At 46.4% G+C, this 13,721-nt stretch carries 16 protein-coding genes; 4 read left to right on the top strand and 12 right to left on the bottom strand.

The features are described 5' to 3' along the window. The first annotated feature begins 144 nt into the window (after window positions 1–144). The 3 genes from hpt (at window position 145) to J3U76_RS12240 (ending at window position 2,462) form a co-directional block, all read left to right on the top strand. Window positions 145–675 (top strand): hypoxanthine phosphoribosyltransferase, encoded by a 531-nt coding sequence (gene hpt, locus J3U76_RS12250; protein WP_208006267.1) that lies wholly within the window; start codon window positions 145–147, stop codon window positions 673–675. A 93-nt stretch (window positions 676–768) separates the two neighbouring features. Then, window positions 769–1,692, top strand: a complete 924-nt coding sequence (locus J3U76_RS12245) for an ABC transporter ATP-binding protein (RefSeq protein ID WP_208006266.1) — start codon at window positions 769–771, stop codon at window positions 1,690–1,692. Further along, a complete protein-coding gene (locus tag J3U76_RS12240) occupies window positions 1,689–2,462 on the top strand; it encodes an ABC transporter permease (protein ID WP_208006265.1) in 774 nt (257 codons plus the stop codon). The genes J3U76_RS12245 and J3U76_RS12240 overlap by 4 nt, the downstream gene beginning before the upstream one ends. Before the next feature lie 577 nt (window positions 2,463–3,039). Here the strand turns inward: J3U76_RS12240 and J3U76_RS12235 are convergent. The 8 genes from J3U76_RS12235 to dksA all read right to left on the bottom strand — a co-directional run bounded on the left by J3U76_RS12235 (window position 3,040) and on the right by dksA (window position 9,307). After that, a complete protein-coding gene (locus J3U76_RS12235) occupies window positions 3,040–3,726 on the bottom strand; it encodes a GNAT family N-acetyltransferase (RefSeq protein ID WP_208006264.1) in 687 nt (228 codons plus the stop codon). A gap of 156 nt (window positions 3,727–3,882) precedes the next feature. After that, a complete protein-coding gene (gene panD, locus J3U76_RS12230) occupies window positions 3,883–4,269 on the bottom strand; it encodes an aspartate 1-decarboxylase (protein ID WP_279382287.1) in 387 nt (128 codons plus the stop codon). Between the two features lie 57 nt (window positions 4,270–4,326). Next, the gene (gene panC / locus J3U76_RS12225) at window positions 4,327–5,172 is read right to left on the bottom strand and encodes a pantoate--beta-alanine ligase (RefSeq protein WP_208006263.1); all 846 of its coding nucleotides are present in this window, start codon (window positions 5,170–5,172) and stop codon (window positions 4,327–4,329) included. 29 nt (window positions 5,173–5,201) lie between these two features. Next, window positions 5,202–5,996: a 3-methyl-2-oxobutanoate hydroxymethyltransferase gene (panB, locus tag J3U76_RS12220; RefSeq protein WP_208006262.1), complete on the bottom strand. Its 795-nt coding sequence runs from the start codon at window positions 5,994–5,996 to the stop codon at window positions 5,202–5,204. Between the two features lie 14 nt (window positions 5,997–6,010). Continuing rightward, window positions 6,011–6,502 (bottom strand): 2-amino-4-hydroxy-6-hydroxymethyldihydropteridine diphosphokinase, encoded by a 492-nt coding sequence (gene folK / locus J3U76_RS12215; RefSeq protein ID WP_208006261.1) that lies wholly within the window; start codon window positions 6,500–6,502, stop codon window positions 6,011–6,013. Further along, window positions 6,499–7,851: a polynucleotide adenylyltransferase PcnB gene (gene pcnB / locus J3U76_RS12210; protein ID WP_243454240.1), complete on the bottom strand. Its 1,353-nt coding sequence runs from the start codon at window positions 7,849–7,851 to the stop codon at window positions 6,499–6,501. The genes folK and pcnB overlap by 4 nt, the downstream gene beginning before the upstream one ends. A gap of 115 nt (window positions 7,852–7,966) precedes the next feature. Further along, window positions 7,967–8,848: a tRNA glutamyl-Q(34) synthetase GluQRS gene (gene gluQRS / locus J3U76_RS12205; RefSeq protein WP_208006260.1), complete on the bottom strand. Its 882-nt coding sequence runs from the start codon at window positions 8,846–8,848 to the stop codon at window positions 7,967–7,969. A 6-nt stretch (window positions 8,849–8,854) separates the two neighbouring features. Further along, on the bottom strand, window positions 8,855–9,307 hold the full coding sequence (gene dksA / locus J3U76_RS12200; protein WP_208006259.1) for an RNA polymerase-binding protein DksA: 453 nt from the start codon (window positions 9,305–9,307) through the stop codon (window positions 8,855–8,857). 288 nt (window positions 9,308–9,595) lie between these two features. Here dksA and sfsA point away from each other — a divergent pair, with 288 nt between their 5' ends. Beyond that, the gene (sfsA, locus tag J3U76_RS12195) at window positions 9,596–10,357 is read left to right on the top strand and encodes a DNA/RNA nuclease SfsA (protein ID WP_208006258.1); all 762 of its coding nucleotides are present in this window, start codon (window positions 9,596–9,598) and stop codon (window positions 10,355–10,357) included. 71 nt (window positions 10,358–10,428) lie between these two features. Here sfsA and J3U76_RS12190 read toward each other — a convergent pair whose 3' ends face one another. From J3U76_RS12190 to J3U76_RS12175, 4 genes are read right to left on the bottom strand one after another with little or no spacing between them, the layout of a single operon-like run. After that, on the bottom strand, window positions 10,429–11,196 hold the full coding sequence (locus J3U76_RS12190) for an SDR family oxidoreductase (RefSeq protein WP_208006257.1): 768 nt from the start codon (window positions 11,194–11,196) through the stop codon (window positions 10,429–10,431). 10 nt (window positions 11,197–11,206) lie between these two features. Further along, window positions 11,207–12,217 (bottom strand): ABC transporter substrate-binding protein, encoded by a 1,011-nt coding sequence (locus J3U76_RS12185; RefSeq protein ID WP_208006256.1) that lies wholly within the window; start codon window positions 12,215–12,217, stop codon window positions 11,207–11,209. 2 nt (window positions 12,218–12,219) lie between these two features. Then, window positions 12,220–12,975, bottom strand: coding sequence for an ABC transporter permease (locus J3U76_RS12180; RefSeq protein ID WP_208006255.1), 756 nt, complete (start codon window positions 12,973–12,975; stop codon window positions 12,220–12,222). Continuing rightward, the gene (locus tag J3U76_RS12175) at window positions 12,972–13,721 is read right to left on the bottom strand and encodes an ABC transporter ATP-binding protein (protein WP_208006254.1); all 750 of its coding nucleotides are present in this window, start codon (window positions 13,719–13,721) and stop codon (window positions 12,972–12,974) included. The genes J3U76_RS12180 and J3U76_RS12175 overlap by 4 nt, the downstream gene beginning before the upstream one ends.

Raw genomic sequence — 13,721 nt, 5'->3', positions numbered from 1 at the left:
GGCACTGCATCTGTGGATACGGTGCCTTTTTTGTTTGGGCGCTAGATTGATGGCCGTTTGCGGCCTTACATGCAGAGCGTCTGAAATTCCGTTAGAATACGCCTTTAATCACAGTCGGGTGTTGTTATCCCGAGCGGAGCGAAAATGAAACACAGAGTAGATGTCCTGATTAGCACTGAAGAAGTTCATGCCAAGACTCAGGCCATAGGCGAGCAAATAAATAAGCATTATCAAGGCGTTGATGAGCTGGTAATGGTGGGGTTGTTACGTGGCTCCTGTATCTTTATGGCCGACCTCTGTCGTGAAATAACACTACCCGTACGACTCGACTTTATGACGGCTTCTAGCTATGGCAGCAGCACGGAAAGCAATCGAGACGTGCGGATATTAAAAGACTTAGATGATGAAATTCACGGTAAGCATGTGCTGATCGTCGAAGACATTATTGATACCGGTTATACCTTAAGTAAGGTAAAAGAGATTTTATCGTTGCGCCAACCGGCTTCACTGACTATCTGCTCGCTACTGGATAAGCCCGAACGCCGTGAAGTGGATGTACCGGTCGACTGGGTTGGCTTTACGATTCCTGACGAATTTGTGGTGGGGTACGGTATTGATTATGCCCAGCGCTATCGCAACTTACCTTATATCGGCAAGGTTGTGCCGCTGGACTAATTTAGCCGAGTTTTGCTATGACTATCAGCCTAGAGACAGGGCGACGAGGTGCTTGTTGACCGTCTCTGGGCTTTTGATTTTATGGAGCTATTAATGACCAAAGCGCTAGAAATTACCGACTTGCGTAAAACCTATGCTGGTGGTGTTGAAGCACTAAAGGGCGTTGATCTTACCGTTGAACAAGGAGATTTTTATGCCTTGCTGGGGCCTAATGGCGCGGGTAAGTCGACCACCATTGGTATTATTTCATCGTTAGTAAATAAGACTGCCGGTAAAGTGAAAGTGTTTGGCTACGATTTAGATACCGAGCTGGAGCAGGCGAAGTCGCATATTGGATTAGTGCCGCAAGAGTTTAACTTTAGCCAGTTTGAAAAAGTTGAACACATAGTGGTTAATCAGGCAGGCTTATATGGCATTGAGCGCAAAGAAGCGAAAGTGCGTGCCGAACGTTACTTAAAACAGCTGGATTTATGGGAAAAGCGTGCGCTTCCTGCGCGAACCTTATCCGGTGGTATGAAGCGCCGCTTAATGATAGCCCGCGCCTTAATGCATGAGCCTAAGCTGTTGATCCTTGATGAGCCCACGGCAGGGGTGGATATCGAAATTCGCCGAGCAATGTGGGATTTTCTTAAGCTGATTAACGAGCAAGGCATTACTATTATTTTGACCACTCACTACTTGGAAGAAGCCGAGTTATTGTGTCGTAATATTGGCATTATCGATAAAGGGCAGTTAGTCGAAAATACCAGCATGAAAGGCTTGTTAGGTAAGTTGAATGCCGAAACCTTTATCTTAGATCTTGCTGCTGATGGCCGAGAGCCTTTTCTGTCGGGTATGCACTGGCAGCTATTAGACTCACATACGCTAGAAGTGGAAGTGAAAAAGGAGCAGGGGCTTAATGGCGTATTCGCTCAGCTTAATGAGCAAGGCGTGCGGGTATTAAGTATGCGCAATAAAGCCAACCGCTTAGAGGAGCTATTTGTCACCTTAGTCGAAAATGGGAGAGCAAGTGCATGAGTCAGCAACGTTACTATGTCGCTTTTAAGAGCATACTACATAGCGAAGTGGTGCGCTTTGGCCGTATTTGGCTACAAACTTTGGTGCCGCCGGCCATTACTATGTCTTTGTACTTTGTGATTTTTGGTAATTTGATTGGTGGTCGCATTGGTGAAATGGACGGTTTTTCGTATATGGCCTTTATTGTGCCCGGTTTGATCATGATGTCGGTGATTACCAACTCTTACTCTAACGTGGCCTCGTCTTTTTTCAGCAGTAAGTTTCAGCATAATGTTGAAGAATTACTGGTAGCGCCTGTGCCGACTTATGTAATTATTGCCGGTTACGTTGGCGGGGGAGTGACGCGAGGGTTATTAGTCGGTTTGATTGTGAGTTTGGTGTCGTTGTTTTTTGTGGACTTGCACATAGAGCACCTGTTTAGTGTGATATTTACGATTTTTTTAACCTCAGTGTTATTCTCACTAGCCGGCCTATTGAATGCTATTTTTGCTCGTAGCTTCGACGATGTCAGCATAATCCCGACCTTTATACTGACGCCACTTACCTACTTGGGCGGGGTGTTTTACTCTATCAGCTTATTGCCCGAGGTGTGGCAAACGGTCTCTCACGCTAACCCTGTATTGTATATGGTGAACGCTTTTCGCTATGGCTTTTTAGGGGTCTCTGATGTGAGCTTAGGCACCGCCTATATGATTATTATCGGCTTTATTTGTGTGTTTTATAGTTGGGCTTGGTATCTTATTCATACCGGCCGAGGCTTACGCACTTAACCCCTTCGGGGAGCGATCAGCTTTAAGCCGTAAGCCTGTCACTTCATCACATCTTTTTGTTGATATTTGGGTAAAAGTCAAGCAGAGCGCACTGCTCCGCTCGACTCGCCGCTGGGATAGCCACCTTTGCTGGGTAACGGCTGCAAATATTCACAGGATATTTGATCCATTACCCAACAAAGGTACACGGCAGCAAGCTGCCCCATACGGGCTCCGCCGCGCCCTCCCTGGCGCGGAGGGTCGACGGAGCAGACACCCTCTGCCTTCCTATTGGCACCGAGTTGCCTGAATGTGTAGGTGAACGCTTGCTCTCGCATTGGGCCGCAGGCGCAAATTAGCTTCTTTCGGGAAGTGGCTTGATTTCAACCATTCGCTCAAGGGTATCGGTAATCGATACCAATAGGAGACACCGAGGTGTGTGTCCGGATAAAGGGAGCTACTCCACCGACCATCACATAACAGGGATGTTATGTGCTGAGCGTTACATGGATGTACTTGCAGCGTGTCGGTGGAGTAGACCCTTTGTTCGGCAGTTATGCAGGAAAAACCGACTACATCATGCACCTCATTTTTATTTTCAGATGTCGCCTTTGGTCGTCATACTGGACTTGCTCCGGTATCTTTCTTTCGCTTGGTTTTTGAACTTATCTGACGGCTGATCGCTGTGTGTTCGGTGCATTAGCCAAGTCTGTGCATCCAGCAGCGTGGGCGTGGCTGTAATATGAAAACCTAATCTTTGGTAGAAGTGTACGTTGCTCAGCTTATCGGTTTCTAGGTATAAGCTCACACCATGAGCTTGGTTAATGGCGTACGCCATTAACGAGTGGCCTATACCTTGGCGCTGCTGGTCTGGGGCCACTGCCAATGGCCCTAAATGCCAGTGTGGAGTATCAGGGTCGAGTTTGGCCCAGTTACTCAGCCAGCTGTAGGTTTTCAGCAAGCCCAGCGCAGAGTTACTGGTTAATAAAGTCGGCATCAATCGAAGCATATCTCGCCAATGAGGTCGGCAACATAGGGGGCGTAAACGGCCTAATACTCCCACCAGCTGACCATCGGCATAGGCCCCAATTAAGTCACCATTGCGATTGATGTAGGGGAATAAACCGCTAAAGAGTCGTGTTAACCGATGCTGGCGCTTATCAGCAGCTTGGCCAAATACTGTTATATGTAACGGGTTATCGGCCATGGCTAACGCACAAAACCGCGCCGCCGTGTTTATGTCGGATGGGGGTAGCGGCTGAAGGCTAATGGTGTTGGATGGCATATTAGGTTGGCACTCCTTAGGCTTTATCGTTATCTGAGCGCTGACGGCTTAACGCTGATAGCTGCCGAGGGCTCGACCATACCAACAAAAACACCGAGCATCGGCTCGGTGTTTATTTTTAACTGGCCGCTGATAGCTTACGGCTGACAGCTGGTTTTAAGCCAATTGCAGCGGAATGTTTTTGCTGGTGCGTACAATATTGTTCTCTGCATCTAGGTAGACCAGGTTCGGATCATAGCTTGCAATTTGCTGCTCGCTCATGGGCGCATAAGCACAAATGATAATACGATCGCCAACGGCGGCTTTGCGGGCAGCGGCACCGTTGAGCGAAATCATTTTCGAGCCACGCTCACCCGAAATAGCATAAGTGTGAAAACGCTCGCCATTTTCAATATTATAAATATCAATTTGTTCGTATTCACGAATATTGACCGCGTCGAGTAAGTCTTGATCGATGGCACAAGAGCCTTCGTAATTAAGCTCGGCGTGAGTGACTCGGGCTTGATGTAGTTTGCCTCTGAGCATGATGCGTTGCATATCCATTAATCTTATCTCCATGGTAATAATAAGGCCGAGAGGGGACTGCCCTGCTAACAAGACTTATAAAGGAACAACTTGGTTATCTATTAATCTGGCTTTGCCAAGAAATGCCGCCATTAAAATGACCACAGCTTGGCTGTGCTCATTAATGGGCCCAAGAGTATCGGCATCCACTATATCTATGCTGTCTGTGCGAAATCCGAGACTGTTTAAATGGGCGCTGGCTTGGTTGGCTAAGGCTGTCATATCTGACTTACCTGCCGTCATTTCTTTAGCAATATGGCGCATACTGGCGGCTAACTCAGGGGCCAGTTTTAGTTCGTTTGGGGTTAAGTAACCATTGCGTGAACTAAGTGCTAAGCCATTTGAGTCGCGCACTGTTGGCAAGCCGATAATATCGATCGGCATATTTAAGTCTTTTACCATAGTACGGATCAAGGCCAGCTGCTGATAGTCTTTTTCGCCAAAGTAGGCCACATCTGGCTGTACTAAATTGAATAACTTACAAACCACTGTGCTTACGCCATCAAAATGGCCCGGTCTGAGTACGCCTTCTAGTACGTCGGCAATGCCGGGTACGGTGACCCGTGTGTGTTGTTGCTGGCCACTGGGATACATAAGCTCAGATGTTGGCGTAAAAACCGCATCGGCAAGTGATTCTAACTGCGTGCAATCTTGCGCTAACGTGCGGGGGTAGGCCGTTAAATCTGAGGCATTATCAAATTGCATTGGGTTGACAAAAATACTCACGATAACCTTATCGCAGTGTTGTTGTGCCGTTTTTACAAGCGCAAGATGACCTTGATGCAAGTTACCCATGGTTGGCACAAAGCCAATACGCAGGCCTTGTTGTCGCCAGTGGGTGATGGTATTTCTTAAGGCTGCAATATTATCAAGTAGCTGCATATCAGCAAAATGCTCTCTGTGTTATTTGATTAATTAAAGCTGTGCTCAGGGCCAGGAAAACGCCCTTCGGCTACGTCATTAACATAAGCGGCAATGGCGGCCTGTACTTGACCGTGCTCAGCCAAAAAATTCTTAGTAAACTTAGGCACATAGCCACTGGTTAAGCCTAAAGCATCTTGCATCACCAATACTTGACCGTCGGTTTCTGGGCCTGCACCAATGCCAATCACAGGAATAGTAAGCTGTTCACTGATATCTTTAGCCAGTTGCGTTGGCACACACTCTAACACCAACAGCTGGGCACCGGCGGCCTCGAGTGCCTTGGCATCTTGCTTTATTTGCGCCGCTTGCTCTGCAGCTCGCCCTTGTAGCTTAAAACCACCAAACACATGAACCGACTGGGGGGTTAAGCCTAAATGACCACAAACAGGTATGCCTTGGCGCGTAAGCTGGGTGATGGTTTCTGCAAGCCAAGCGCCGCCTTCTAATTTCACCATATGTGCTCCAGCGCGCATTAAGCTGGCTGCATTACTACAGGCCTGTTCTGGATTGCTGTAACTCATAAAGGGGAGATCGGCGACAATTAGTGCCTTTTCGCAGCCATTAGCAACACAGCGAGTGTGATAGGCCATATCCTCTACCGTTACCTTTAAGGTGCTGCTCTCACCTTGTAGCACCATGCCTAATGAATCACCAATTAATAGTGCATGCACACCGGCCTTATCGAATAACGCGGCAAAGCTGGCATCATAGGCGGTGATCATGGCAATTTTTTGCTGCTCTTGCTTCATGGCAAGCAGGCGGGCTGTGGTTATTTTACTCATGAGTTATTCCTTTACTACGACTGCGAAGGTAGAAGGGTCAGTCCATTGGTGGGGCAGGCTTGTATCAGCTCTGCCAGTACACTGCCACAAGGCAAAATTAAGTCAGGCGCTAAATCAGCCAGCGGATAGAGGACAAACTCGCGCTGTTTCATGCCATAGTGCGGCACTGTTAGGCGCGGCTCATCGATAATAAGGTCACCATAGAGCAAAATATCTAAGTCTAAGGTGCGTGGCCCCCAACGTTCTTCTTTTCTTACTCGCCCCTGAGCCTGCTCTATGGCTTGTAGCGCATCGAGTAACGCAAGAGGCGACAAGGGGGTATCAAACATAGATACCCCATTGGTATACACCGGCTGATCGGCAGGCCCCATGGGCTGACTTTGATACAGCGGAGAGTGCTGTAGCGTCTCTGGGGTGGCTAGGTCGACTAACGCCTGCTGTGCTGCCGTAACTTGTGCCAATGGTTGGTGCAAGTTGGCCCCTAGGCCGATAAAAACCCGGGTCATGCTTCTTTTTTCTTACGCGGCCGACGACGAGGGCGCTTACGGGGTTTGCTTGAGCTATCACCAAATTTATTATGTTTTGCTTTGGCTTGGCGCGACAGCTGCTGGCGATCAACAGGGTTGGCTTCTTGAAACTCAGTCCACCACTCGGCCAGCTCTGTGAGCTTAGGATTTAACTCGGCTCTAAGCAGTAAAAAGTCGTATCCGGCACGAAACTTAGGATGCTCTAACAGACGGTGAGGGCGCTTGCCACTGCGTCTATTAAGACGGTCTTGTATCATCCAAATATCGCGTACTACAGAGCTAAAGCGGCGCGGAATAGCCACACATTTTACCTGACGGCTCAGCACTTCATCCATGGCCATCATAAAGGCGTCGTAATAACTTAAGCCCCCTTCATGCATAAACTGCTGGGTGCGTGTTTCTACGGGGCCCCATAACAGCGCGGCATATAAAAAGGCCGGTGTAACGCGCATATTATTGGCAAGACGCTCATCGGTATTAGTGAGCGCAAGCTCAAGAAAGCGACCATAGTTATTATCCCCTTGTCCCATCACCTCAGCGGCTTCAGGAAACAAAGGCGCAAACAGGCCGTAATACTTTAAGGTGCGATAGGTTTTTAACCCTTGGCCTGCCATTAATAGCTTGAGTGTTTCTTCAAACAGGCGTGCTGGGGGTATATCCGACAGTAAAGGAGCAAGCTCACGAATGGGCGCTTCGGTGCGAGGGCTAATAGTTAAATCTAGTTTAGCGGCAAAGCGCACCGCACGTATCATACGCACTGGGTCTTCACGATAACGCGTTTCGGGGTCACCAATTAGCTCAAGGCGGCGTGCTTCTAAATCTGCTAGCCCATTAGCAAAACCCACCACACTAAAGTCGGCAATATTGTAATACAGGGCGTTAACGCTAAAGTCGCGACGCTCAGCATCTTCTTCAATGGTGCCATAGACATTGTCGCGCAGTAACATACCTTCTGATGACTGAGCTGAGATATCTTTGCTGTTATTTACCTGGTGGTGATGGCCACGAAAGGTCGCCACTTCAATAACATCACGACCAAATAAAATATGTGCCAAGCGAAAACGACGACCCACCAAACGACTATTACCAAACAGCTGCTTCACTTGTTCTGGTGTGGCACTGGTGGCAATGTCAAAGTCTTTGGGTTGTCTGCCCAGTAGCAAGTCACGCACCCCACCGCCAACCAAGTAGGCTTCAAAGCCAGACTTGTGTAGACGATACAGTACTTTTAGGGCGTTTTCGCTGATTTGACTGCGCGAAATACCATGTTGGTCGCGCGTTAACACTAGGGGTTGCAAGGGCAACGCCTCCTGTTGTCGGGTCAGCAGCTTTTTACAAAAGCTAGCAATCTGGGAAAAAATAGGACACCTCGCAAGGCCTTAAGCTAAAAAAATTGGCGCACTATAATAGCGCAGAGTGTTGAAAATGCGAACTACCAACGCATTAGAGTTCAATATTGATTTTATTCGGCACCTTTTTTAAACACCAATGTTGCTGCGCCCAATCAAGCTGCTCCTCGACAGGGGCTGCTTGTAGTGCAACAGGCGGCTGTTGGCCAAGAAAGTGCAACCCAGACCAAAGTGCTTTACTAGGGAACCTAATATCTAGTGCCGGCGCATGATTTTGTTTTGATAACTTTAAGCCAGCACTAGATACCAAGGGTAGATGCAGCCAACGGGGAGTAGGCATCTGTAACAGCTGATAGAGTGCGATTTGGCGGCCCGTGGGCTCCAGTAAATCGGCTCCGCGCACCACTTCACTAATGCCTGCGTGTGCGTCATCCAGTACCACGGCTAAATTATACGCATAAAAACCATCGCGGCGGCGCACAATAAAGTCTTCTTCAGCCAGTTTAGGAGCAATATCTATCTTGCCTTGCAACTGATCATCAAACTGATAGATAGGTTGCTGCATGATTAAGCGTGTGGCGGCATGTGCTGGGCTGAGTGCTAGCTGACGACAATGGCCATCATAACAGCCGCCTCTATTGGCAATCATTTTGCGCGTGCAGTGGCAATAATAAGTCAGCCCTGCTTTTGCCCAGTCATCAAGCACGGCTTGATAAGCGTCAAGTCGTTGGCTTTGATAAACTAAGGGGCCGTCCCAATGTAGGCCAAAGACGTCTAGGGTGCGCAAAATTTCATCCGCCGCGCCTGGTACTTCTCGCGGTGGATCTAAATCTTCGATACGCAGCAGCCATAGACCTTGCTGACTTTTGGCTTGTAAATAGCTGCCTAGTGCAGCAATCAGCGAGCCAAAATGCAGGGGGCCACTGGGTGAGGGAGCAAAGCGCCCAATATAAGGCTTGGGCGCACTGTTATTCATACTCGCTTAGTAACCAGCCATTTGTTTTTCTTTGATTTCGGCCAGAGTTTTACAGTCTATGCATAAATCGGCTGTGGGTCTGGCTTCTAATCGACGAATACCAATTTCGATGCCGCAATGTTCGCAGAAGCCAAAATCGTCTTCTTCAATTTGCTGCAGGGTTTTGTCGATTTTTTTGATCAGTCTACGCTCTCTATCACGGGCGCGTAATTCAAGTGCAAACTCTTCTTCTTGAGCGGCTCTGTCCACCGGATCGGGGAAGTTGGCTGCTTCATCCTTCATATGGCCTACGGTGCGATCAACTTCTTCGCGCAATTGATTGCGCCAAGCACCTAGAATTTTACGAAAGTGCGTTTTCTGCTCTTCGTTCATGTATTCTTCGTCGGGCTTGGCCTGATAAGGCTCAACACCGGCAATGGCCAGAATACCGAGAGATTTTTTGGTTTCAACTGCTGGCATTCCGTATCTCCTAAAAAGCTATAATAGCGCCAACCAATATTAAGAAGCGGCTATCTATACACAAAGCATACCAATAACGCAATTGTGTTTTACCGTTTCTGTAAAAATAATGCTTTAAACTTGATCCTATTCATGGTGTTACTCATGGCTGTATCATTGAATAGAGTGCAGCCTTTTAGTAACGACACCACCATATGGGGGTAAAAAGTTGGCTTTTCAAGAGCTAGTAGAAAAAGAGTGTTTGGCTCTTTTGTTAACCGTATTCAACGATGGATTATAGGAGAAATTGTGCAGTTTTCTTCACCGTTACAGCAAGGCAGATTAATACAGCGTTATAAACGTTTTTTAGCAGATATAAAGCCGAATATATTGCAGAACAACGCCATAGCAGAGGAGGTGCTAACGATTCACTGTCCTAATACCGGTAAAATGACCGGCTGTGCCGAACCGGGTTGGGCTATATATTATTCAACCTCTCATAATACTAAGCGTAAATATGCTCATACTTGGGAGTTAGTAGAAAATCCGCAAGGTGACTTTATTTGTGTTAATACCGTTCGTGCTAATCAATTGGTGGGTGAAGCATTGCAGCAGCGTACTATTGCTACGCTAGCACACTATGGCGAGATAAAAGCCGAACAGGCTTATGGCAGTGAACGTAGCCGCATTGACTTTTTATTGCGTCAAACCGGTGAGCCCGACTGTTATGTAGAAGTGAAAAGCGTCACCTTATTAGATAATGACGTATTACCTGGCGCCACGTCTTGGCTCTCTCAAGGACAGGGCTTTTTCCCTGATACTCAAAGCGTGCGAGCACAAAAGCATGTGCGAGAGCTAATGGCCTGTGTACAAGACGGACAGCGCGCCGTCTTGCTGTTTTGCGTCTTGCACACCGGCATTAAGCAAGTCAGCCCAGCCCATCATCTAGACCCCGTATATGGGAGTTTAGTGTCTGAGGCCATGGCGATGGGGGTGGAATGTATCGCCTGGCGGGCGGATATTAGCCCCACCGGCATGCAATTAGTGGAGCCGCTGCCATTTATAGTGTGAAGACCGCCTTGGTAATGCAACCTAACTATTAACTCATGACACAATCGGGTAACTCACCACATAACTGGCCTTTAACTCATCACAAAACCACCGTCAACATACAGGGTTTGTCCGGTTACAAAACGCGCCAAATCAGACGCCAAAAACAGTACAGGCCCTGCAATATCATCTGGCTGCGCTAATCTGCCTAAAGGCGTTTGAGCAATAATATGCTCCTTTATAGCCTCTTTGGTGTTTTGGCTAGCGGTGGTTGGGTACACCAATCCAGGGGCTACGCAGTTGACTCTAATACCTAAGGGGCCTAATTCAGCGGCTAAGTTTTTACTGTAACTAAGCACGGCGCCTTTAGCAGTGGTGTAATCTAAATAGGGTACAATAGGGCGTGCAATTAAGTTAGTTATAATATTGACCATGCAGCCACAGCCTTGTTTTTTCATTATCGGCAGTACGGCTTGGCTAATATGATAAACAGAGCGTAATGAGCCCTCTAGTTGTGTGTGATAATCTTCCCAGCTGAGTTGCCAGGCAAGTTTTCGCCGCTCAGGATCAAATTGATAAGATCTAAAGGCATTATTAACCACTATATCCAGTCGACCTAACTCTAAGTCAATATCTTGGATCATGCGCTGTACTTGCTCTTCACAGGTGACATCAGCAGCGATCGCCCATGCATCTCCTCCTGCCGCTTGGCAGGCAGCAACCACCTTCTCTGCAGATGAGGAGTCTTGTAAATAGTTAATAATGACAAAGGCTCCCTCACGAGCAAACTCTTGCGCAATGGCAGCGCCAATGCCTTTACTGGATCCAGTGACTAAGACGACTTTTCCTGCAATTTTCACAAGCCACTCCTTATTCTGTGGGCAAACGATATTGTGAACTAATGGCGCTGCTTATATCTAGCTGTTGTGAAATGAGTCCAAGTTGGTAATAGTGATTAGCAACATCTTGTAAGTTTTGTGGATCTAAGAGCCCAAGTTCTGTTTTATCTTGAGAAATAGGCATACTTGATGCGTTGCGTAAGTTAATAATACGGAGGTTGTGTGCGGTATTTTTGCCATCAATGGCATAGCTTACCGCAAGCTCTGCTGCAGCCTCAGGCTCAGCCATCATCCATTGCACACTGTCTTTATAGCTTGCTAAAAAATCATCGAGTATCGACTTTTTTTGCTGATAGGCTTGTTCGGTGACAACAAATAAATCACTTGAATAGTTAAAGATCTCTTTAACTTCAATCACATTCACATCACCGAGTCCTTTGGCTTTCCCGGTGGCTAAGCCCGTATCTGTGGCGGCGGTGGCATCCACTTGGCCTTGCATTAGGGGAGAAAAGTTGAGTACACCTGTTTCAATAATCTCCACATCATCTTCAGTGAGGCCTACCTGATGTAGTAACATCAATAAGTTTTGTCGGGTGCCGCTAGAGAGGCTGTAAACACCAACTTTCTTTCCTTTTAAATCTTGGGGTTGTGTAATATCGCTGTCTGCTAACGAGACCACATTAAATACGTTTTGTGGATAAATATTATACAAAGCTAGCAGTTTTTCGCCTTTATCAAGTGCTGAAAAGAAAGATCCAGGATCGGTAAATGCAATATCTGCCTTGCCTGAGGCAATGTTTTTTATGGCATCGCCGCCCCCTGCACCAGGAATAAATTCCACATCAATATTATTTTTCTTAAAGAAGTCTTTATCTTTCACTAATAAGTTTGTTTGTTCAGTTATTGGCTGGCTCCAACTTGCAACTCTCACAGTAACAGGGTCGGCTTGTTGAGTATTTTTCTTGTGTTGGTTTGTATCATTGCAAGCTGAGAGCATCACACTGACAGCTATGAGCACAGAGGTCATTGTTTTTTTCTTCATTTCTATCTTTCTCCTTGATAAAAGTATTTCTTTAATAGTGTTACTTCTATTAAATTAACCAGTCCATATAACAACATGCCCAATACTGTGAGCAGTATGAGTACTGCAAACATTAATGGGGTATCCATCATACCTTGTGAGGCAATGATTAATGCGCCAAGCCCTTGGTTGGCACCAATAAACTCACCTACAACAGCACCAACTAACGCTAATACTACAGCTACTCTAAAACCACTCATAATAACGGGTAAGCCTTCAGGTATTTTAAGGTGTATAAGTGTCTGCCAGCGTGAAGCTTGTAATACTTTAAATAAATTTTGTTTGTCTTTGTTCGTATGCCTAATAGCCGTCATAGTACTTTCTAATAAAGGGAAAAAGCATATTAAAGCGGTAATGACAACTTTAGAGCTAGTGCCAAAGCCAAACCATAAAACAAAAAGTGGAGCTAGGGCGAGCTTAGGTATGGCTTGGCTGGCAATAACATAAGGCGAGAGCATTTGACCTAGCCACTTTACTTCCCCCATTAGCACTCCCATGGTTATGCCAAAGAGACTGCCAATGAGTAAACCGCCTAGCACCTCAGTGGTAGTTTGAAAAACATGTGCATTAAAGTAACCAGAGGTTAAGTCAGACCATAATAACGGGAAAACAACTGATGGCGCAGGCAGTACCAATTGCGACATATAGTAGCTTGCCCACTCCCATAACCCCAGTAAAACAATGAATAGCCCTAAAGAGACAAAGTGAATCTTTTTCATAAAGAATCTCCCCCCTCTAGTGCTTGGCGTAATTTATGGCTTAACTGGTTGAATTCCTTGCTATATCGCACCTGAGATAGGCGAGGTTTGGCTAAAGGAATATGAGTGTTATAAATAATTTTTCCTTGACCTATTACAGCTACATTATCAGATAAATAAATTGCCTCAGCAATATCATGGGTAATGAAGATAACCGTTGTGTTATGTGTGGCGCATAAACTAATAAGATCTTGCTGTAGCTCTTCACGAGTAATTGCATCTAGTGCAGCAAAAGGCTCATCCATAAATAAGAAAGGTGGGCTTTTAATTAAGGCGCGAGCAATGGCTACTCGACTTTTCTGCCCGCCAGATAGTTGCAGAGGATACTGATGAGCCAACTCGGATATTTTCATTAGAGAGAGTAGGTAGTTTGCTCTTTCTTTTTCTTGCTGAGTGCTTTTTCTTTTTATTTCTATTGGGAATAAAGTATTTTGTAATACGGTTTTCCACTCTAGCAAAGTGGGAGATTGAAAAACAAAGCCTGCCTCTGCTATGGGGCCACATAGAGGAGCGTTATTAATCATCACTTGTCCCTCTTGAGGGATAAGTAGCCCTGATGCTATATTTAATAACGATGTTTTACCGCAGCCGCTACGTCCAATTAAAGAGTAAAATTCCCCATTATTTATTTTTAAGTCAATATTACTTAAAATAGGTTTATTGTTCTGGTAGTGATGGCTAACATTTTTGATTAGTAAAGTGTTCAT

The organism is Oceanisphaera pacifica (assembly GCF_017498065.1).
Lineage (GTDB): Bacteria > Pseudomonadota > Gammaproteobacteria > Enterobacterales > Aeromonadaceae > Oceanimonas > Oceanimonas pacifica.
The sequence above is the reverse complement of the archived record's forward strand: the minus strand, read 5'-3'. Positions and strand labels throughout refer to the sequence as shown.